16 protein-coding genes and 7 pseudogenes are annotated in these 18,830 nt (G+C 67.5%); 14 read left to right on the forward strand and 9 right to left on the reverse strand.

Going from position 1 to position 18,830, the window contains the following annotated elements:
• Nucleotides 1–67: 67 nt before the first annotated feature.
• The 4 genes from ACIQ8J_RS32840 (at nucleotide 68) to ACIQ8J_RS32855 (ending at nucleotide 3,688) form a co-directional block, all read left to right on the forward strand.
• Complete coding sequence (locus tag ACIQ8J_RS32840) at nucleotides 68–397, forward strand: hypothetical protein (RefSeq protein WP_403277562.1); 330 nt, start codon at nucleotides 68–70, stop codon at nucleotides 395–397.
• 116 nt (nucleotides 398–513) lie between these two features.
• Nucleotides 514–1,671: a hypothetical protein gene (locus tag ACIQ8J_RS32845; RefSeq protein WP_403277561.1), complete on the forward strand. Its 1,158-nt coding sequence runs from the start codon at nucleotides 514–516 to the stop codon at nucleotides 1,669–1,671.
• The gene (locus tag ACIQ8J_RS32850) at nucleotides 1,668–2,573 is read left to right on the forward strand and encodes a lactate dehydrogenase (protein WP_403277560.1); all 906 of its coding nucleotides are present in this window, start codon (nucleotides 1,668–1,670) and stop codon (nucleotides 2,571–2,573) included. The genes ACIQ8J_RS32845 and ACIQ8J_RS32850 overlap by 4 nt, the downstream gene beginning before the upstream one ends.
• Nucleotides 2,570–3,688 (forward strand): hypothetical protein, encoded by a 1,119-nt coding sequence (locus ACIQ8J_RS32855; protein ID WP_403277559.1) that lies wholly within the window; start codon nucleotides 2,570–2,572, stop codon nucleotides 3,686–3,688. The genes ACIQ8J_RS32850 and ACIQ8J_RS32855 overlap by 4 nt, the downstream gene beginning before the upstream one ends.
• A 153-nt stretch (nucleotides 3,689–3,841) precedes the next feature.
• Here ACIQ8J_RS32855 and ACIQ8J_RS32860 read toward each other — a convergent pair whose 3' ends face one another.
• Nucleotides 3,842–4,225 carry a hypothetical protein gene (locus tag ACIQ8J_RS32860; RefSeq protein WP_403277558.1) on the reverse strand — a complete coding sequence of 128 codons (384 nt, stop codon included), beginning with the start codon at nucleotides 4,223–4,225 and terminating at the stop codon, nucleotides 3,842–3,844.
• Between the two features lie 275 nt (nucleotides 4,226–4,500).
• Here ACIQ8J_RS32860 and ACIQ8J_RS32865 point away from each other — a divergent pair, with 275 nt between their 5' ends.
• Together ACIQ8J_RS32865 and ACIQ8J_RS32870 are read left to right on the forward strand one after the other, a co-directional pair.
• Nucleotides 4,501–5,103, forward strand: a complete 603-nt coding sequence (locus tag ACIQ8J_RS32865) for a sigma-70 family RNA polymerase sigma factor (protein WP_403277557.1) — start codon at nucleotides 4,501–4,503, stop codon at nucleotides 5,101–5,103.
• Nucleotides 5,100–5,765 carry a hypothetical protein gene (locus ACIQ8J_RS32870; protein ID WP_403277556.1) on the forward strand — a complete coding sequence of 222 codons (666 nt, stop codon included), beginning with the start codon at nucleotides 5,100–5,102 and terminating at the stop codon, nucleotides 5,763–5,765. The genes ACIQ8J_RS32865 and ACIQ8J_RS32870 overlap by 4 nt, the downstream gene beginning before the upstream one ends.
• 350 nt (nucleotides 5,766–6,115) lie before the next feature.
• Here ACIQ8J_RS32870 and ACIQ8J_RS32875 read toward each other — a convergent pair.
• Nucleotides 6,116–6,247: pseudogene (locus ACIQ8J_RS32875) on the reverse strand (recombinase family protein); the annotation flags it as partial.
• 909 nt (nucleotides 6,248–7,156) lie between these two features.
• On the opposite strand from ACIQ8J_RS32875, the gene ACIQ8J_RS32880 reads away from it, so the two are divergent.
• The 3 genes from ACIQ8J_RS32880 (at nucleotide 7,157) to ACIQ8J_RS32890 (ending at nucleotide 10,209) form a co-directional block, all read left to right on the forward strand.
• A complete protein-coding gene (locus tag ACIQ8J_RS32880; RefSeq protein WP_403277582.1) occupies nucleotides 7,157–8,170 on the forward strand; it encodes a bifunctional DNA primase/polymerase in 1,014 nt (337 codons plus the stop codon).
• Complete coding sequence (locus ACIQ8J_RS32885) at nucleotides 8,167–9,714, forward strand: phage/plasmid primase, P4 family (RefSeq protein ID WP_403277555.1); 1,548 nt, start codon at nucleotides 8,167–8,169, stop codon at nucleotides 9,712–9,714. Before ACIQ8J_RS32880 ends, ACIQ8J_RS32885 begins: the two co-directional genes overlap by 4 nt.
• A gap of 111 nt (nucleotides 9,715–9,825) precedes the next feature.
• Nucleotides 9,826–10,209, forward strand: a complete 384-nt coding sequence (locus tag ACIQ8J_RS32890; protein WP_403277554.1) for a DUF6009 family protein — start codon at nucleotides 9,826–9,828, stop codon at nucleotides 10,207–10,209.
• Here ACIQ8J_RS32890 and ACIQ8J_RS32895 read toward each other — a convergent pair.
• From ACIQ8J_RS32895 to ACIQ8J_RS32915, 5 genes and pseudogenes are all read right to left on the reverse strand, one after another.
• Nucleotides 10,170–10,619, reverse strand: coding sequence for a winged helix-turn-helix domain-containing protein (locus tag ACIQ8J_RS32895; RefSeq protein ID WP_403277553.1), 450 nt, complete (start codon nucleotides 10,617–10,619; stop codon nucleotides 10,170–10,172). The two genes, ACIQ8J_RS32890 and ACIQ8J_RS32895, sit on opposite strands and share 40 nt — an antisense overlap.
• An 18-nt stretch (nucleotides 10,620–10,637) precedes the next feature.
• Nucleotides 10,638–10,790 (reverse strand): annotated as a pseudogene (locus ACIQ8J_RS32900) (helix-turn-helix domain-containing protein); the annotation flags it as partial.
• A 594-nt stretch (nucleotides 10,791–11,384) separates the two neighbouring features.
• Nucleotides 11,385–12,248: a universal stress protein gene (locus tag ACIQ8J_RS32905; RefSeq protein WP_403277552.1), complete on the reverse strand. Its 864-nt coding sequence runs from the start codon at nucleotides 12,246–12,248 to the stop codon at nucleotides 11,385–11,387.
• A gap of 277 nt (nucleotides 12,249–12,525) precedes the next feature.
• Nucleotides 12,526–12,790 (reverse strand): annotated as a pseudogene (locus tag ACIQ8J_RS32910) (transposase family protein); the annotation flags it as partial.
• Nucleotides 12,791–12,807: 17 nt separating this feature from the next.
• Nucleotides 12,808–13,164 (reverse strand): annotated as a pseudogene (locus tag ACIQ8J_RS32915) (transposase); the annotation flags it as partial.
• 50 nt (nucleotides 13,165–13,214) lie between these two features.
• Between ACIQ8J_RS32915 and ACIQ8J_RS32920 the strand changes: the two are divergent.
• Together ACIQ8J_RS32920 and ACIQ8J_RS32925 are read left to right on the forward strand one after the other, a co-directional pair.
• Nucleotides 13,215–13,490 (forward strand): annotated as a pseudogene (locus tag ACIQ8J_RS32920) (transposase family protein); the annotation flags it as partial.
• A gap of 118 nt (nucleotides 13,491–13,608) precedes the next feature.
• Nucleotides 13,609–13,899: a transposase family protein gene (locus ACIQ8J_RS32925; protein WP_403277551.1), complete on the forward strand. Its 291-nt coding sequence runs from the start codon at nucleotides 13,609–13,611 to the stop codon at nucleotides 13,897–13,899.
• Here ACIQ8J_RS32925 and ACIQ8J_RS32930 read toward each other — a convergent pair.
• A pseudogene (locus tag ACIQ8J_RS32930) lies at nucleotides 13,887–15,079 on the reverse strand (IS110 family transposase). The gene ACIQ8J_RS32925 and the pseudogene ACIQ8J_RS32930 sit on opposite strands and share 13 nt — an antisense overlap.
• Before the next feature lie 320 nt (nucleotides 15,080–15,399).
• On the opposite strand from ACIQ8J_RS32930, the gene ACIQ8J_RS32935 reads away from it, so the two are divergent.
• The gene (locus ACIQ8J_RS32935; protein WP_403278404.1) at nucleotides 15,400–15,591 is read left to right on the forward strand and encodes a hypothetical protein; all 192 of its coding nucleotides are present in this window, start codon (nucleotides 15,400–15,402) and stop codon (nucleotides 15,589–15,591) included.
• 132 nt (nucleotides 15,592–15,723) lie between these two features.
• Nucleotides 15,724–16,053 (forward strand): hypothetical protein, encoded by a 330-nt coding sequence (locus ACIQ8J_RS32940; RefSeq protein ID WP_403278405.1) that lies wholly within the window; start codon nucleotides 15,724–15,726, stop codon nucleotides 16,051–16,053.
• A gap of 147 nt (nucleotides 16,054–16,200) precedes the next feature.
• Here ACIQ8J_RS32940 and ACIQ8J_RS32945 read toward each other — a convergent pair whose 3' ends face one another.
• On the reverse strand, nucleotides 16,201–18,057 hold the full coding sequence (locus ACIQ8J_RS32945) for an IS4 family transposase (RefSeq protein ID WP_403608045.1): 1,857 nt from the start codon (nucleotides 18,055–18,057) through the stop codon (nucleotides 16,201–16,203).
• A gap of 200 nt (nucleotides 18,058–18,257) precedes the next feature.
• Here ACIQ8J_RS32945 and ACIQ8J_RS32950 point away from each other — a divergent pair.
• Nucleotides 18,258–18,752, forward strand: a pseudogene (locus ACIQ8J_RS32950) (transposase family protein); the annotation flags it as partial.
• Nucleotides 18,753–18,830 lie beyond the last annotated feature (78 nt).

Genomic DNA, 18,830 nt, shown 5'->3' on the forward strand with positions numbered 1-18,830 from the left:
ACTTACTGCGTACGGCGTGCGGGCCCCATGCGGCCCCGCCGCACCGTCTTGCGGAAGGACCGCCCTCATGGCGACCACTGAGCAGCACAACCGACCCACGGTCACCGACATGGCCCGGGACGTACAGCTCGCCGAGGCCCTGGCCGGGTGGCCCGGTGACCAGCGGGCCCAGGCGTGCCGGGAGCGGCTGAGGGGGTACATCCAGCTGCTCGCCGACCCGGCCGAGACGCAGGTGCGCCACATGGCGACGTCTCGGGCCCGCGACGTCGCCGAGCAGTCGATCCGCTACGCCAGCCGTCTTCACGCCGACGGCTGGCACGGCGACCCCGGCGCCCAACTCGCGCTGCTCGCGGGGTCGGTCCGCCATCTCATGCAGTACGCCCGAACGCCCTGCTGAGACACCTGCGCCGGGGCGGCCCCACCCTCCGGCGCAGGTCCGATGCCCCCTGCCGGGGCCCCTCACCCATTCCTGTAGCGGCACGCTGAGCCGGTGTGCCGGAGAGGAGCGCGATCGTGCCGCAGACCATGACGCCGATCCCGGCGACCATCCTGTTCTCGCATGCGGACCAGCAGATCCGCCGATCAGCCGGCGCCCTGTGGCCGGGCGCCCGGATAGACCTGGGGACGCACATCCCGTCGGTCACCGGCTACGTGCGGATCATCGACGTCGACGGCGCCCCGCTGTTCGCCAAGTACTCACTGCTCGGCTTGTCGCTGGTGTCGGTGCTGCGCGGCACCTGCGGCTCCTGGGCGGCAGTCCAGCGGGCCCAGGACGCCTACGTCTGCTCCCCCACCGCGCTGCTGGGACGGGAGGCGGGGCAACTGCGCCTGCTGCGCCGGGCGGGCCTGAAAACACCGCACGTGGCCGGGCTCGCCACCGGAGTCCTCTTCACCACCCCGGTGGCCGGGCCGACCCTCGGCGACCTGGTCGCCAAGGAACCCGAACGCACGGACGCCCTGATCACCAGCATGCTGCGTGTCCTGCGCGAAGGCCTGCGCCGGATCAACACCACCGAAGCCGAGGCCGTGGCCATCGGCGAGCGGTCGATCCCGGCGACGTTCACCCGCAAGTTCAACGGCATCAGCGGGGCGACGTACTTGCGCCAGGCCGGTCCGCACTGCTCGGTACTGACCGCCATCGTCGGCCACCTCCAGCGCATGCGCCTGGCCCCGGTGACCGGTGCCCGGCCGCTCGTGTACGGCGATCTCAAGCCCGACCACGTCGTGTACGTCAACGGCCCCGACTGTGCCCCTGTCTTCCTTGACCCCGGCATGGGGCGCGGCCGCCCGCAGGCCGACCACGCGAAACTCCTCTCGCGTCTGATCCTGTCCCTGTTCGCGAACCCGCCCGTCCCGGCCGCCGTGCACGCCGTCACCACCGGGCTCGGGGCCGTGGCGGAGCACTCCGTGGCCGGGCTCGGGAAGACGCAGCGGTCGGCGTGGCTGCGGGAGCTGGTGCTGCTGTGGCTGATGGACACCGTCAACATCGTCTCCACCTACCTGACCTGCCCGGTGGTGCTGCCCATGCCGCCCCAGGCCGTGGCCATCACCAAGAGGGCCGCCTCACTGCTGGGTCTCCTCGACGCCGTGAGCGCGGACCTGGCTACGCGCGACCCGCGCACCGTCTGGGCCCTGGCGCTCAGCCGCCTCTCGAAAGGTGTCGCGCGATGACCGGCCATACGGTGGGAATCGTCGGAGCCGGCGCCGTCGGCCAGACTGTCGGCGCCCTTTTGGTCACGGCGCCCTGGTGCACCGGCGTGAACGTCCTCTCCCGCACGACGCCGACGGCCGCGGGCCTGGCCTGCGATCTGGAAGACCTGGCCGCGGTGACCGGCGCCCCGGCCTGGGTGAGCCACGCCCGCGACCCGGGCGAACTCGCCGCCTGTGACGCTGTGGTCATCTGCCCGCGCGCCCTCTTCACCAACAGCGCCCGCACCGACGTCCGCATGGCCGGGCTGGCCGCGAACGCCCCCGTGATCGCACGTCTGGCGAGGGACCTGGAGGGCTATCGCGGGGTGGTGACCGTGGTGACCAACCCCGTCGACGTCATGACCCGCCTGTTCGCCGAGGTCGCGGGCGCGGATCGCGTGTTCGGGATCGGCTCCCACACCGACACCGCCCGCTACCGCATCGCGCTCGCACACCGGCTCCGCGTACCGCTGGCAGCCGTCGGCGCCCATGTGGTCGGTGAGCACGGCGACAGCGCGGTGCCCTGCGACACCACGCTCAACGGCCATGCCCTGGACCTCATCCCGGACGGGACGGTGGCCGATGCCAAAAGCAGGCCCGCGCTCATCAACGCGGGGATCGGCCGCACACGCTGCGGGCCGGCCGGAGCCGTCCTCGCCGCACTCACCCACGCCCTCGGCCTCACCGACGGCACCCTCGAACTCTGCACCCGCCACCGCGGCGCCTGGATCGGCGTCCCGGTGCGGTTCACCGCCGGGCAACCGACCGTAGTCCTGCCCCGGCTGACGCCCGACCAGGACACCGCCCTGGCGGCGGCCGCTGCCAAACTCGACATCGCGTACCGGGCCGCCGCCCCGTACCTGCCCCGAAGGACAGCATCGTGACCCTCCCTCAGCAATACGGCACCCACATCCAGACCAGCACGTGCGCGGTCACCGTCGCCTCCTACAGTGAGCCCGTCGCCGCCTGGGCTCGGCAGTACTTCGGGCAGTGGTGGCACGCCACCCCCGAGGACGCCCCGTACGGCTGGAGTCTCGTGGAGGCCGACGTCGACCCGGCCGAGGTCGCAGCGATCACACAGGAAGTCCTCGACTACCAGCACCAGGAGACCACCTATGCGAACACGCCGATGCTTCACCGGCGCACTCCGGGCCGGACCATCCTGGCGGCACAGCCCGGCGACCAGCTCGCCTACCGCTACGACCACGGGGTTGGAGTGCTGCGGATCGTCGGCACGGAACAGACGGCCGTTGCCCTCGCGGCCGCCCGTCTCGCCCGCGAAGTGATCCGGGGAAAGCTACTGCTGGACGGCTGGTCGATCCTCCACGCCTCGGCCGTCACCAACGCCGACGGAGAGACCATCTTGACGCTCGGGCCCAAGGGAGCAGGCAAGACCACGGTCGGCCTCCTCCTGGCCCGCCAGGGATGGCGGCTGCTAGCCAACGACCGGGTGTTCGTGAAGCCCGACGCGGACGGCGTACGCGTCCTGCCCTGGCCGTCAGCGGCCGCCATCGGCTTCGGACTGCTCGACGCCCTCGGCCTGTACGACCCGGTCGCCGACCGGGTCAAGGCAGGTGAGGAACTGCACCCTACGCAGGCCCAGGCGGTGACCGATGCCTTGCTGACCAGCTCCCGCACCCCGATCCGCAACGCGAAGGGCAAGGAGCTGAAGCCCCAGTTCCACCCGCACCAGCTCGCCGACTGGCTCGGCCTCACCCTCGCCACCGAGGGCCGCGCCGCCCGACTTCTGTTCCCCACCGTCATCCCGGACGCGGTGCCGACCGTCCTCGACGACACCCCGACGCTCACTGAAGCGGACTTCTTCACCAGCGCCACGGAAGACCGCTACCCCGACGTGTTCGACCTGCTGCCCGTCGGCGCCGGCCGGGACGCCGACCGCGTCACCGAACTGCTCGCCGGGCTCCCACACCACGCCCTGACCCTGGGCCATGACACCGACGCGAACACTGCCCTGCTCACGAAGGCGGCGGCGTTGTAACCGCCGCACAGCGAGCCCCTCACAGGCGCAGGTCCCGGCCAAGTCTTCAGCCGATGCCTGCGCCTTTCGGCATGGCAGCGTGTCTCTACTTGGGGTGTTAGATACGTACCAAAGGGGCAACGGGATGATCTTGAAGTCCTGATGCGCTTGGACTCACCTGCGGTGGCGGGCCGCGGGGTCGCGTTCGGCGACGTGTCGGGCGACCGAGTCGACGCCGGGGCGGGCGTACCGCTCCAGGGAGCGGACGGAGGCGTGGCGGGAGCGGGCCAGCAGCATCGGGGTCGAGGTGCCGCCCTCCGCGTCGTGTGTCGGGGCACTGTGACGTAGCCGGTGAAGCGTCCAGCCGTCCAGATCCTCGATGTCGTCGGGTGAGGCGAGGGGGTTGGCCAGCAGCCGGGTGTTCTCCTCGAAGATCTCCTCAGCCGAGCACGCGCCTTCGACCAGATGCGTCCGGACCGGTAGGCAGAGGTGGAGCGTCTGGCGACAACACCCTCCATGCGCGGTGGTGTTCGTTTTCGAGCAACTCCTGTGTGACATAGGCCACTTGATGAACTCGGCCTTGCGGACTATGCGGTTAGAACCGCGTCGTTTCTCCTGCTCAGTGGAGGCTTGGCGGGCTGGCGCACGAGCGTCGAAATCACGCCGTGCCCCGCTCGTGATCACTAGGTCATTTTCTTTGCCCGGTACGTTGAGTGACCTGTCCTGGTTCTCGACATTGTGGTGCTCAGAGTCCAACTGACTCTCGGTGCAGGCCTGTTGGCCGTGCCGCCCTCGATGAAGAGGTACGCCATGAGTACACGCCGGAGGCCGACGTGAACGACGACGAGGTTCTGGACGGCGTCGCACCCCAGAGCAGGCGCCGCGACGTACCGGTGCGGGAAACGCTCGATCTTCCGCTGGACTACGAGGGCTTCTACCTGGGCCACCAGGAGTTCTTCCACGCCTACGCCGAGATCCACCTCGGGTCCCGGCGGGGCGCCGAGGACGTGGTCCACCAGGTGTTCCTGGAGATCCTGGCCAGCTGGGAGGGACTCCTGCAAGAAGGCGACCTGGAGCAACGGACACTGACCGTCCTGCACCGGCACGTCTACCACCGCCTCGAACAGGAGGGCCGCAGCCCCGCCTTCGTCATCAACGGGCCCATCGCGCAGAACCTGCGGGCGGTCCGCAACGAACTGGAGATCACGGACAGCGCCAACGGCCTCTACGAGGCGATCGCCGATCTCCCCGTACGTCAGTTCAACGTGATCGTGCTGCGCCACCTGCTCGGCTACAAGACCACCCAGATCGCCCGGTTCATGGGCCTGGATGTGCGGACCGTCGACTACCACGGCCGCAAGGGCAAGGAACGCCTGCGGATACGGCTCGGCCTGCCCGCCGCCGAGACCAGGAACAGGAACGGAGCAGGCACGTGACCGCAACAATCGATGACCTGCTGGCCCAGGCGAACGTCGCGGCCTCGGCCTCGCCCGCCTTCGACGTCGGTGCGGCGCTGCACCGACTCGCCCAGGATGCGGCCCGGACCGCGCCTGCACCGGACGTGCTGCGCGCCGCCCAGGCCGGCCAGCGGCTGGCCGTGGTCGCCCGCTGGTTTCTCAACGGCCCCGGCGCCGCTCTCCACGTCGACCGCCTCGCCCAGGACCCGCCGGCCTCACCGGTGGAAGAGGACCAGCTCGACGAGGACGGCGCCGCCGTCTTCGCCAGCCTGCTGTACCTGACCGGCCATCCCGAGAGCGCGCAGTTCTGGTGGCAGCTTGCCGCCGGCGCCGGCCACCGGGGCGCCGGCTACTGCCTCCACCTGCACCACCTCGCCCTGGGAGAACAGCGTGAAGCGGCCCACTGGCGCTACCAGATCCTGCACTCGATGACCGAGACCAACGCCCTGGACGAAGACTTCCTCGGCTTCCTGGAACACGTCGCCCGCTACGTCCGCCACCACGGCTCCACCGCCAACGCCCCCACCGGGAGCCTGGAGATGGAAATCGACCGCCTGGCCGATGGCGGGACCTCCTGCATCATCGTGCGCCGTCCCGACCGGCGCCTGGCCGAGCAGTTACGCGACTTCACCCGCCGCTGAAACCCCTGCCAACAGCAGAAGAGCTCTGCTCCGACCCCCGGTTACCAGGCCTCAGGGTCAGAAGGGCTCTTCACCGATGCCTCACTGAGCAAGGACACCTGTCATGAACAATAGCGACCCACGCCTTCCCGCACTCAAACTCCCCGTACTAGTTCTCCAGTTCTTGAGCTGGAGTGCGCAGCGCCGACGGACCGCCATCAGTCTCCTGCTCCGCGGCATCTGCTACGGCCTGGGCACCAGCATCGTCAGCATCGCTTCGATATGGGTTCAGCACCGTCTGTGAGACCGCATGTACTGTGCGACCTCGAAGTCCTAGCTCAGACACCAGGGAGCAAGTAACCCGGTAGTTTTCAGGGCTTCGTGACCGCGGTCTTCTTCGGCTGGCGGGGCACGATCTTGGCCTTGTCGAGGTGTCCATACACCGTCGACCGGGGCACTCCGAACAGGCCGGCGATCTGCTGGACGGTCTTCTCACCGGCGTCGTAGAGCTGCTGGGCGAGCGTGGCCTGGGCGACGGCGAGCGTCGCCCGCCGACCCTGCCGCGGGCCCGTGCGGAGACGGGTCCGTCGTTGGCGTTCGCCACGATCAGCTTGCGCTGGAGCCCTGGCGCTACGGACAGGTGCAGCACGGCGCGGGAGAGCTGGTCGAGCCGGGTGACCTTCAACATGTCGCCCTGGCGCAGCAACTGGAGCACGAGGTCGAGCTTCGGCTGGGACGCTTTCACGCCGCTCGCGACGGGGATCGCAGCATCAGCCCGGCGGGGCTGCTGGCTCTAACGAGAGGCTTTGGTCCCTCGCTGCTCCTTAGTTCGGTCCCTCTGTAAACCCGCAGGTAGGAGCGTTTCAGTGGTGGGGGAAGAGGGTCTGAAGGGACTGAAGGGACTGAAATTTCTAGTTCCGCTCTTTATGCGTGTGCGCATACATGTACACGCGAGGTATGAGACGGAGAAGCTAGATGCGCTTCATAACTGGGAAGTTGAGTCCCTTCAGTCCCTCCTCGCTGTCGTGCAGGGTTCTGAGCTGCGGTTTCTGGGGGGACTGAAGGGCAGGGACCGAACCTCTCAACCTCCTGGTCCCTCCGGCTGGCCCCTGCCAGGGGCACCCCTCTATCGGGGGAAGCGCCCTGCTCCTGGCTGCGAGAGGGACCGAAGGGACTGAAGTTTGAATTGTTGGCGCGGCTCGCTCCGGGTCGTTGCTACGGTGCGCTAATCTCTCAATGTCATTCGGAAGTTCAGTCCCTTGAGTCCCTCGATGTGCTGACACAGGCGTTTGACCTGCATCTTTCGTTCAGGGGCCGAGAGACCCCGGCAGGTTCAGTCCCTCGTCAAGGAAGGCCGTGTGCTAGCTCCCCGCAGCGTGTCCGCACCTCACACGGCTGTTCGTACGCTCGATGTGGCCCGCTGGTGCGCCGCCCAGAGCTGGCCCGTTCATCCGCTGGCCCCGGGCCGCAAGACCCCGCCCGCGAACTGCTCCACCTGCCGGGCTGAAACGCACGCGCCGCAGAACTGCCCCTGCCACGCCCAGGGCGGCTGGTGCCACGGCTTCCACGCCGCGACCACTGACCCGGCCCGTCTGGATGCCTGGTGGGGCAGTCACCCACAGCTGGGCGTCGGAGTCGCCTGCGGCCCCGCAGGCCTGGTGATTGTCGATGTGGATGCGCACAGCGCCTCGGTGCCCGCCCGGGGCCGACTGCTGCCGGGCATCGCGATTCCCGAGCAGGTCAACCTGACCGGCCTCGCCTCCGGGTTCGACACACTTGCCCTGCTGGCCGCCTACCGCGGCCAGCCCAACCCGGCCGAGGACGGCACCACGCTGCGCGTGCGTACCCCGTCGGGCGGTCTCCACCTGTGGTACCGACTGCCGCCCGGCCATCCCGGATACCGCTCCTCCACCGGATCCAGCCCCACGGTCGCCCTGGCCTGGCAGGTCGACATCCGAGCCTCCGGCGGCTACATCGTCGCGCCCACCACCCGCACTCCTGCCGGGAGTTACGTACCGCTCGACGATGCCCGTGAGCCCTCCCCACTCCCCGCCTGGCTCGCGAGTGAACTGGACCGCACCGGCCACAGCCTCGCACCCGCGGTCAAGTCGGCCTGCCCGCGCCCGCGCCGGGAGCGCCGCGCTCCTGTCCGGGCTGTGCGCACCCTGGAGCCGCTCCTTGCCGAGGTGGCCTCGTGTGCCTCCGTTCCGCAGGGGGCCGCGTTCACGGAGAAGCTGAACCGCGCCGCCTACACCGCCGGGGGACTGGTGGCCGCCGGCCACCTCACCGAGGCGAGCGCCCTGGAACTGCTGACCGAGCAGGCCCTGCGGGCCCGGCCGGGCCAGGAGCGCCGTATTCAGTCCGTCATCGTCTCTGCTCTACAGGCCGGAATGCGCAGGCCGCTCCACCACGAAGGACGTTCATGAGCAGCGCCGAGAGCCGCTTCGACGCCGCGGCCGCCGCCCAGCAGATGCTCGACCTGGAGACCCGCGCCCCCCAGGCGACCCTGCCCGCCCAGCAGAACGCCGCCGTCCATCCCGTACAGGAGCAGCAGGTGCCGCTGGGCTGCCTGCTGCCCAGCATGCTGACCGACCGGGGCAACGCGAAGCTGTTCGCATCGTTGTACGGAGACCGGTTCCGCCATGTCGAAGGCCTCGGCTGGTATACCTGGGACACCTATCGGTGGAAGCGGACCGGCGGCGAGAAGGCCGCCTTGTGGGCGGCCGGCGACATGGCCGAGCAGATGTCCGCCAGCGACCCCACTGGCTTGTTCACCGAGCGGGAACTCGCCGCCCACCGCAAGCGCGCCATGTCCACCCAGGGCATCAAGGCGATGCTCACCCAGGCCAAGGCCTCACCCGCCCTCGCCCTGGACCCCGACGTCCTGGACGGCGACGCCTACGCGCTGTGCACCCCCGGCGGTGTCATCAACCTCCACACCGGCGAGCTCCGCAAACCCGACCCGGTCCGCGACCTGCACTCCCGCGCGACCACCGTCGCCCCCGAGGCGATGCCCACCCCGCGCTGGCACCGGTTCTTGACCGACACCTTCGGCGACGACGCCAAGGGCGCCGAGACCATCACCTTCCTGCAGCTGCTGCTGGGCTACTCCATCACCGGCGACGTCGGCGCGCAGGTCCTGCCGTTCCTGTACGGCACCGGCGCGAACGGTAAGTCCGTGCTCCTGGACGTGATGACACAGATCATCGGCGACTACGCCCAGGCCGCCCCGCCCGGCTTCCTGATGGAGAAGGGCAACTACAGCGAGCACTCCACCGAACTCACCGAACTGCACGGCCGGCGCATCGTGGTCTGCTCCGAGCTGAAGCCCAACGACAAGTTCGACGAAGCCCGCGTCAAGCTCCTCACCGGCGGCGACCGGATCACGGCGCGGCGCATGCGGCAGGACTTCTTCAGCTTCAACCCGACCCACAAGCTCTGGCTGCTCGGCAACCACCGGCCCGAAGTCGGCACCGGCGGCCACGCCTTCTGGCGCCGCATCCGCCTCATCCCGTTCGAACGCGTCGTCCCCACCGAACGTAAAATCGACAACCTGGCGGGCGAACTCGTCCACAGCGAAGGTCCCGGCATCCTGCACTGGCTCATCGAAGGCGCCCAGCGCTACCTTGCCACCCGCGACCCGCTCACCGGACCAGCCACCGTCCGCACCGCCACAGAGGCATACGCCACCACCGAAGACCACATCGGCCGCTTCCTCACCGAGGCCTGCACCACCACCCCCCGCAACGACGGCAGTGACCTGAGGGTCGAGCAGGGCCTGCTCTTCGCCACCTACACCGCCTGGTGCTCCAGCGAAGGCATCCGCCCAGCCACCGTCCGCGCCTTCGCCACCCGGGTCCGCCAGGAACTCAACCTCGCCTCCCCCTCCGAGATGATGAAGTCCAGCGGCAAGAAGTACTACCCCGGCCTCGGACTCGTCAGCGACGACCCCGCACCAGCAGGTGACTGACATGCACGCCCTGCCACCCCCGGCCCGCTCCGCCTACCATGAAGGCGGAACCCGACGCTGCGGTCACAGACCGCCGCCGGACACCTCCAAGCACCAGAAGGGACTGCGGCCATGAGCTCGCTGTTGAACGAGAGCGATCTCTGCCACGAGGCAGCAGTGGTGTGGCTGGAAGACCCCGAGAACCTCGACTACGTCCGCCAAGCCCTCGACAAACTCGCCCGCCGCCGCGGCAAGCCCCGCTACGAACGCGACGGCCGCATGGTCGGCTACACCGAACTCGACCAGAACGCCGAAGCCGACCCCGACAGCGGCCTCTACAGCCGACGCGTCTTCTTCCTCCTCCCGCACGACCGCGACACCGAACCCAACGGCGTCTACCAGGTCGGCGCCCCCGGCGAAGCCATCGACCCCCGCACCCTCCAACCCCAGCGCGTCGGCGAGAAAACCCCCCGCTCTCAGCGCGGCCCGGCCGCAGCAATAGCCGTCAGTACCTGAATCCGAACGCGCTCACCCTCGGACTGCCCTCGCTCCAGGCGTTCCGCCGAGTAGTGGCCACCGGAAGACGGGCGACGTGCCCTGGCTGTGCAGTAACCAACCTTGGCACGGGTGAGCTTGCCGGGGCGGCTCGCCGCCGAGCACGGGTACTCCTCCTCCAGCCGCGCCCGCACCTGCACGTCCTGCTGCCGGTAGCAGCGGCGGGCCGGCCGCTGCGGCGTGAAGCCGTGCCGGCGCAGCCACTTGCCCACCCCCTGCTCCGTCATCGACACCCTGCACACCAGCTTGATCAGCGCCGTCATCGAGGCGTGGGTCCACAGCACGCCACGGTGTCCGACGTCGGCCGGGGTGCAATCCCGCATGGCCTGCAGTACGGCCCCGCGCGCGGCCGCGTCCAGTAACTCACCCATCCCCGCTCGGGGTTGCCGCGCGGCGGCCAGCAGAGCCTGCCGACCGCCGACCCGAAAGGCCCGCCACCAGCTGCCCACCGACCGCTCGGACACCCCGAACACTTCAGCGGCCTGCCCGTACCGTCCGCACCCGCCCCGACTCCAGCGCCGCGACCACCCGAAGACGCAGATCCTCCTGCGCTGCGGGCACCAACCCGACGCATGTCCCCACCCTCAACACTCACACCCGAACAGCGAGCCGGAAACCCATCAGTTTCGGCTCAATATGCGTACGTGGCGACCAGCGAGAGCGGCGCCGACTGGAGCAGCCACACGTACGCTGCGAATCCAACGAGCGAGCCGAAAAAATGAGGTAGCCGAGGGCCAGCCAGGAGGCCGTGGAGAAGGCGGCCGGGCCGAATCCGCGGTGCTCGCCACGGATCAGGCCGACGACGATACCGGCGGTCCCGCCCGCGAGGGACATGGTCTTAGTGGGACCACTGTCCGGAAATTTGGGGGCCTCAGAAGGGTGAGTAACGACCCACAGGCTTCATCTTATACCATGGACCGGATCATCGCTCCCCTTGGCATAGGATCGTTGGCACTGGTCTTCGACGCCCGGCGGTTCCTCTCCAACGCCGCCAGCCCGCCACTAGGTCTCCAGGCAGTTATCCAGACCGGCTTCTAGCAGTCGCGACAACGGGATTTCGAACAGTAAGAACACCGCAGGGTCACGGCTTCTCTCTTGCTTGTTGGGCACCCTACCCCGCCGGATCCGATCGAATTTTACCCAGAGGTCAAGGGATGCGGGACCACCACTACAGGACATGGTGCATGCTGCAAAATGGAATGCCCGAACGTGTCCGTGAACTGAGGTCCCATCACGATGAGTCGGGCACGGGTAAAGATGGGCAGCAATCCGATTGCTGAGCCTTGGTACACCCGGCACCGCATGGCGGCTCCTTCTGGAAGGTTCTTTGCAGCTGGGGTCCTGAGACCGTTGATATGCTGGCTTTCGAACTCCCTCTCCTCGGCTGTACCTACGGATAAGTGTTGGGAAGTAGACCTATGATCGCGCGCCTGTTGCAGGTCCTGTGACCGTACGATTCGAAGGCTTGCGTGTCTGCTTGACGCTAGCTGAACAGCGAAGTCCATAACGTATCGATTTTCACCCAGGCTGGCCTGATCTACCACAACCTCTCCCGAATCTGGTTCAGGTAGATCCGTGAATTTGGTTACCTTGCGTATCACCACTACAGGGCACATAGACCCGCGAAGAGCACCCAGCAGTAGCGGCTTAAGCGAGAACCCAGTGGCAGCATCAGAACCTGTAGATCCCACGACCAGTATGTGTGCTGACCGGGTTTTACATATGAGGCTCTCGGGCGAAGCGTCCTCGAGTACTTCACACCTTAGATCAAGCCGGGGGTATCGGGTATTCAAGATCCCTGCAATCCCTCGTGCCATGCGCCTGGCGCGGTGAGATGATTCCGTGGCTTCTGCGGGTGACAGCGACTCCGTCGCCTGCCAACGCCAGACGCAGAAAACCCGAAGTGGTATCTTCTGCGCCGTTGCCTCCCAGGCCGCCCACTGAGCGGCTGACAGACCTTCCAAAGACCCATCTATCGCAGCTGTGATAGATCGCACCATCAGTCAGACCTCTCTAGAAAGTTAATCCAGAATCAACGCACCGGGCGTCAGCAAGCATTATCACTTGAAGTCGTCGATAAAAAAAGAGGCAATCGGCTCTGGACAGCACGGCTTGTGCTCTGCAGTTCCTTCGTGACTCAACTCGATATTCGAGCGACGGACCCAATCTTGAGTAGTATTCAACAGAATTACTTTCGAATTCAATTATTGCTCGGAATCTCAAAGAGTTCTCAACGCTAAGGATCTTCAGGGCGGCCCCTGGCTGACTGAACCTCTTTCATCCTGAGTAGCTGCAGGTGAGGAGGGTGGGACGGCGGTGACGGCGCGTCTGATGTGGTTGGTGGAGCATCGTGCTCTGCGAAGGATGCGCCAGGATTTCAGCCGGGCGAAGGCGCGTTCGCCGGGGCGCGGAGCCGGGCGTGGCCGCGGTTGTACTGCTGGTAGTGCTCGGGTTGTTCGCGGTGGTTGTAGGGGGTGCGGACGGTGGTGCCGGTGCCCTGGTAGGCGCGATCCGCGGGGACGAGGATCTGCCGGGTCAGACATCCCATGGCGTCTGATGTCAAGCGAGGTCGGGTTGGGCGTGGTGTGACCGGGCGGTCGCTTCGTCGTAACGGGTGCGGGTTTTGAGGCATCCGTGGAAGATGCCGACGAGGCGGTTGCCGACCTGACGCAGGGCCGGGCTGTAGCCGGCTTCGCGGGCTCGTTGCTTGTCGTAGTAGCGGCGGGCGCCGGGAGAGGTGTTCAGCGCGGAGAACGCCTGGAGTTGCAGTGCAGCGCCGAGGCGGTTGTTGCGGACGTAGCGGGCCTGGACGGCGCGGCTCTTGCCGGAGGCCCGGGTGATCGGGCTGGTCCCGGGGTAGTTCTTGCGGGCCTTCGCGCTGGCGTCTCGGGTGGGGTCGTCCCCGAACTCGGCTAACGAGCTCGTGCATGGTTGGTGGTGGCGCGTCAGCGTCTTGATCGTTGATCATGGTCCGTGTGGTGGGGAACCGAGCACGTGCAGCGATCATCCGAAGCCGGCGCATCACGGGCCTGACGCCCGAGGTGATCGCCGAACTCGTGGCCGAGGTCGGCCCGTTGTGGCACGAGCGACACCAGGCCGTCCTGACCGCACGGCCCCGGCGGCGAGCCGTGGGCGCCGGCGCGAAACACAAACTGGTCTTCATCGACCGCCTGTTGGCGACCCTCGTACACCTCCGCCACGGTGCGACCCACGATGTGCTGGCCTGCTGGTTCGGCGTCGACCGCTCCACCATCACGCGCGCAATCGGCGAAGTACGCCCCCTGCTGGCCCAGCGGGGCTGCACGGTCACCCCCCGACATCCGATTGCGCACGCTCGCCGAGGTCATCGAACGCCTTGGAGTGAGCGGCCCGACCGGGATCATCGACGGAACCGGGATTCGGGTCTGCCGTCCCGCCGCCGGGCGCAAGGACCGGGACAAGTTCATCTCCGGCAAAAACAAGCAGAACGCTGTGAAGTCCATGGTCGTCACGGACGCCGAGGGCCGGCTGCTGTTCTGCAGCCCGGCCGAGCCAGCCAGCTGCGCGGACATCACGCACGCCCGGAAGTTGGGCCTGGTCAAGCTCCTGGCCGACGGGTCCGCCGTGGAGATCCTGGCCGATGCTTCCCAATCTGGAAGTCAAGTGGCTTGAGTGACGGGTGGTGTGACGGTGTAGCACCGTCGGTCACGGATGAGAGCCCAGATCACATTGACGCGTCGGCGTGCGAGAGCGAGCACGGCCTGGACGTGGTGTTTGCCCTCGGCTCTCTTACGGTCGTAGAAACGGCGGGAGTTGGGATCCCAGCGGATGCTGACCATGGCGGACTGGAAGAAGACGCGCTGCAGCCGTCGGTGATACCGCCGGGGGCGATGGTGGTTGTCACTGACCTGGCCGTCCTTTGGTGCGGGTGCCACCCCGGCGAAGGTCGCGAGTCGGTCCGCAGTGGGGAAGGCATCCAAGCTGCCACCGGTCGCGGCGAGGAACTCCGCTCCGAGGAGCGGCCCGATGCCGGGCATGGAGGTGATCACCTCGGCGAGTTCGTGTTCGCGAAACCGGCCCTCGATGAGCCTGTCGGTCTCGGCGATCTTCTCGTTGAGGGCCATCACCTCCGTTGCCAGAGTGCGGACCATCTTCACGATGGCCTTCTCCCCGGTAACGGCGGTGTGCTGACGGTCGGCGGCTTCCAGTGCTCTGGCCGCGACGGACTCGGGGTGCGGACTTTGCGGTTGCGCAGCCACGTCGCAAGGCGTCGCTTGCCCGCCCGGCGGATCGCCGCGGGTGTCTGATAGCCCGTGAGCAGCACCAGAGCGCCGGTAGTGCCCATGTCGAAGGCGCGTTCCAGGGCCGGGAACATGCTGGTGAGCATGGACTTCAGCCGGTTTACGGTCCGGGTCCGGTCGGCAACCAGGTCGGAGCGGTGTTCGGTCAGCAGCCGCAGCTCGATGGCGGCCTCGTCGCCGGGGCGGATCGGTTGCAGATCGCGGCGCATGCGGGCCTGATCCGCGATCACCTTCGCATCCCGGGCATCGGTCTTGCCCACGCCTCGGTAGCTGTCGGTGGCCCGGTTAACCGCAATGCCGGGGATGTAGACGAGTTCCTGGCCGTGGTTGAGCAGCAGCTGGATCAACAGGGCAGGTTCACCGCCCGTCATGTCCATCGCCCAGGTAGCCCGGTCGCCACCGGCGATGTCCAGGACATCACCAATCAGTTCCAGCAGCTCGGGTTCGTCGTTGGCCACCCGACGCGACAGCAGCGTGTCGCCGTCAGCGTTCATGACCAGGCAGTGGTGGTGGCTCTTGCCGCAGTCGGTCCCTGCCCATATCCGGCTCATCGCGCTCCATCAGGTCGTACGTGCCTTACGTACCACGGACGACCTCGTCGGCAAGGCTCTACACAGCGACACATTCGCACTTCCCAATCAGCGGCCGAGTCGTCGTGGGGAGGCAGGCGGCCAAGCATCGAAGGCCACGAACGGCAGCCGGCTACAAGCCACACCCGCCTCCCCTGGGTGTCCCCACCCTACGAACGAGAGGACTAACCCGGTCAAAAGGTAGAGCCGGCTATCAGGGACTCGGCGCCCAGACCGGCGGGCGCGTGGTGACGCCGCCACACCGCAAGTTCAAGAAGAACCCGCCTGAATGGTATGAGGAGATGCACGAGCGCCAGCGCAAGGCGCACTCCTCACCCCGCATCCGAGTCGAGCACGGCATCGGTCATCTGAAGAACTGGCGGTCCCTCGCCCGGCATCACGGCCGCCGTGAGCACATGAGCGACACCATCCAAGCCGTCGCAGGACTGCTCTCCCACCAGCAGGCTACGACGGCCAGCCCTGCACGAACGTGAACACAACCGCCAATCCGCGGCCTCCGACGCGCCACCACCAACCATGCACGAGCTCGTTAGCACCCGGGCGCCGGTGATCTCCGTGATGCCGGGCATCGAGAGGTAGATTTCCGCGTCCGGGTGCTCAAGAAAATGAGCCTTCACCTGCCTTTCGAGCTCGGCTATCTGCTCGTTGAGACTGATCAGAAGGCGTGCGTGGGCTGTTGTGGCGGCCGCATAGGCGGCGGTGACGGTCTCGGGCAGGCCGAGGTGTTCCTCCCGCAGCTCGGTCTGGATCGTGGCGGCTTTCTGGGGCCGGCTGTGCCGGCGGTGGCGGGCCAGAATGGCGGTGATCTGGGTGCGGGTCAGCTTCGCCGCTGCCTGGGGTGTCGTGGCTTTGGTGAGGAGTTCCAGCGCGTCGGTGCTGGTCAGTGTCAGGTCGGCGTAGGCGTTCAGGGCGGCGGGGAAGTATTCGCGCAGTGAACCTCTTTCATCCTGTGCCTGAGGAGTGAAAGAGCCTGGTCAGAGGGGTGGGTGACATGGCAGAGCCCCTCGTCGTTGGGGTGGTGACATCACTCAACACACCAGCGGCCGGGGCAATGCCGCGAAGTTAAGGTTTTCCGTCGCAGGTCAACCCGCTTTCAGTGGTTTTGGTGCGTCGGGCAGGAGGGTGTAGGCCCCTCTGCGAGTTCTGGCGAGTCGCCCGTTCTGTGCCCAGCGGCTCAGTTGGGTGGCGAAGACGTTGGGGTTGGTAATGCCAAGTGCTGGCGCGATCTCCCTGGCGGTCCAGGAGCGTTCCGGTGCGGATTGCAGGACAGCGAGAGTGCCTTCGAACCGGGAAAGGGCTGGGTCGATACGGGGAGGCGGCGGCGGAGACAGGGCGGCCAGATCCTCGATCAAGGTGTAAGTGCCTCTGCCGATCTTTGCGATGTGTCCCTGGCTGGCCCAGCGGGACAGCAGGACACGGAAGCTGTTGACGTTCCTCACGGCCAGGGTGTGCGCGAGTTCGGTGGCGTTCCAGCAACGCCCGGGGTGGGAGTTCAGGAACCCCATGGTGCGGTCGATGAGAGGTGGCAGCTGTGGAGCGGGCGGGAGCGATGCAGGGGGCGGGAGCGGGTGGCGGCGGGAGACGAAGGCAGGTGTGGTCGGTTGGGCGGCGTGGACGCTGATGCTGATGGAGGCAATATTCGTGCTGTTCAGGGGGCGGCCGTCGTCGACTTTGGCGTAGCGCGGCACGGGAGATTTGACCTTGCGGGAGCTGATTCGCGGGCGGCGGGCGGGCAGGAGATTGGCCAGGACGGCCTGGCCGATCCGACCGACGAGACCGGCGTCATCGTCGAGGACGCCGTGGGCGGCCACGACCTGGTCGCGGGCCGCTTCCAGGGCGATGGAGAAGCTGGCCCGGTCCAGGTCGGTGCCGGGCACGGACTCGATGGCGTCGACCATGACGGTGCGCAGGAGTTGGTAGAGGGTGAGCTGGGCCCACAGTTCCTGTTCGACACCGCTCGGGTCTGTGGAGCGCAGCACCCTGCCTTGCATCAGCGTGTGGCGCAGGGCGTAGTAGGCGGACTCGATCTCCCAGCGCTCGTGATACAGGCGGACAAGGGCTTCGGAGGGGTCTTGTTCGGGGTCCAGCAGGGTGGTCACCAGCCGGTATCCGTCGTGCATGCGGGTGCCGTCGGTGCAGGTCGCGGTGACGTCGGCCTCGATGATCCGCACCTGCACCGAGCAGATACTGGACAGGTAGGACCCGTCGGGCAGCCGCTGGGTGGTGGGCAGGCGGCGCTTGGAGGTGAGGCGGACCAGGAACTGGGCGCCGGTGCCGGCGAACTGGGCCAGCAGTTTGCCGTTGTCGAAGCCGCGGTCGGCCAGCACCAGCGTCTCCGGGCCGAGCAGGTGCATCAGCTGCCGCGCGTAGTGGGCCTCTCCGTGGGACTTGGGGCCGAACGCCGCTCCGAGCAGGCCGCGGCTGCCCGTCTCCACCAGCGCCATCAGCCGCAGCGTGGGATAGCCCGCCCAGCCCAGATGGACCCTTGCTCGGCCGAACCAGCCGCGGTTGCGTTCCGCGTCGGGCACCTTGATCGAGCTGCAGCCGTCGAAGGCCACAGTGCGCCAGTACCGGTAGCGTGCTCCGGGCGTACGTGGCTGTGCCAGCGGCCCGGCCACCACCTCGAAAAGCGCCTTCAGCGGAACCGATCCCAGACGGCGCCGCAGGTCACGCAGCGCCTTTTCCGAGGGAACCGCGACAGGCAGTCCTGCCAGACCAGCGACCAGCTTGTCCCAGACCTTCGCGTAGCCCAGGTGTGGGAACAGACTGAGCGCGAGCAGGAAATACACGCCCACCCGGGAGGGCAGGACCCGTAACCGGCGCTGGACGGCCCCGGTCTCCGTCAACACAGCGTCGACCAGCTCGAAGGGAAGGTACTTGGTCAACTCGCCCAGATGGCCAGGAGCGAAGATGCCCTGGGCGACGGTCAGCGTTCGCATGAGCGTGCTGGTGGCAGACTTGCAGAGCAACGGGACCTCGGCGCTCGGACTGATCTTGGCGGATCACTCCTGGCTACCAGAGGTCCCGCTGCACCGCCCGGCTCAACCAGCAATATCAGCAACCTACTTGACGTGGGCCGGCTCCCCCTTAACTTCGCGGTATTGGCGGCCGGGGGGCTCTGTTGGTTCCGTATCCTGCCATGCTCGATGTGCCGTACGAGCTGGTTGAACATGTCTCATGGCTGCTGTACGCGCGGAGACGTGAACTGGGCTCACGGTGGCGGAAGTTGAGCTGCTTCAAGCAGGCCCTGCTCACGCTGGCCCACCTTCGGAAGAATGAGACGTTCGCACAGGTGGGCGCCGGGTTCGGAGTGTCTGAGGCAACCGCGTGGCGGTACGTCGACGAGACACTCGAGGTCCTGACGGCATGGGCGCCAGGGATCCACGAGGCCCGCGTAGGCCTGGGTGAAGGCGACTTCGTCGTTGTTGACGGCACCCTGATCCCCACCGACCGGATCCGTGCGGACGAGCCGTACTACTCGCAGAAGCACCGGAAGCACGGCATGAACGTGCAGGTCATCGCAAGGCCGGACGGCACACCCCTGTGGTTCTCCCGGGCGCTGCCGGGCCGGACCCATGACCTGACGGCGGCCCGTGCCCACGGCATCGTCCAGGCCTGCCTAATGGGACGTATCGGGTCGTAGAGACTTGATGTTGTAGCCGCCAGCAGGTGAGCACTTTCTCTGCCGGAGCCTTTGAGCTCTGGGGTCAGA

Source organism: Streptomyces sp. NPDC094147 (assembly GCF_044764265.1).
Taxonomy (GTDB): domain Bacteria; phylum Actinomycetota; class Actinomycetes; order Streptomycetales; family Streptomycetaceae; genus Streptomyces.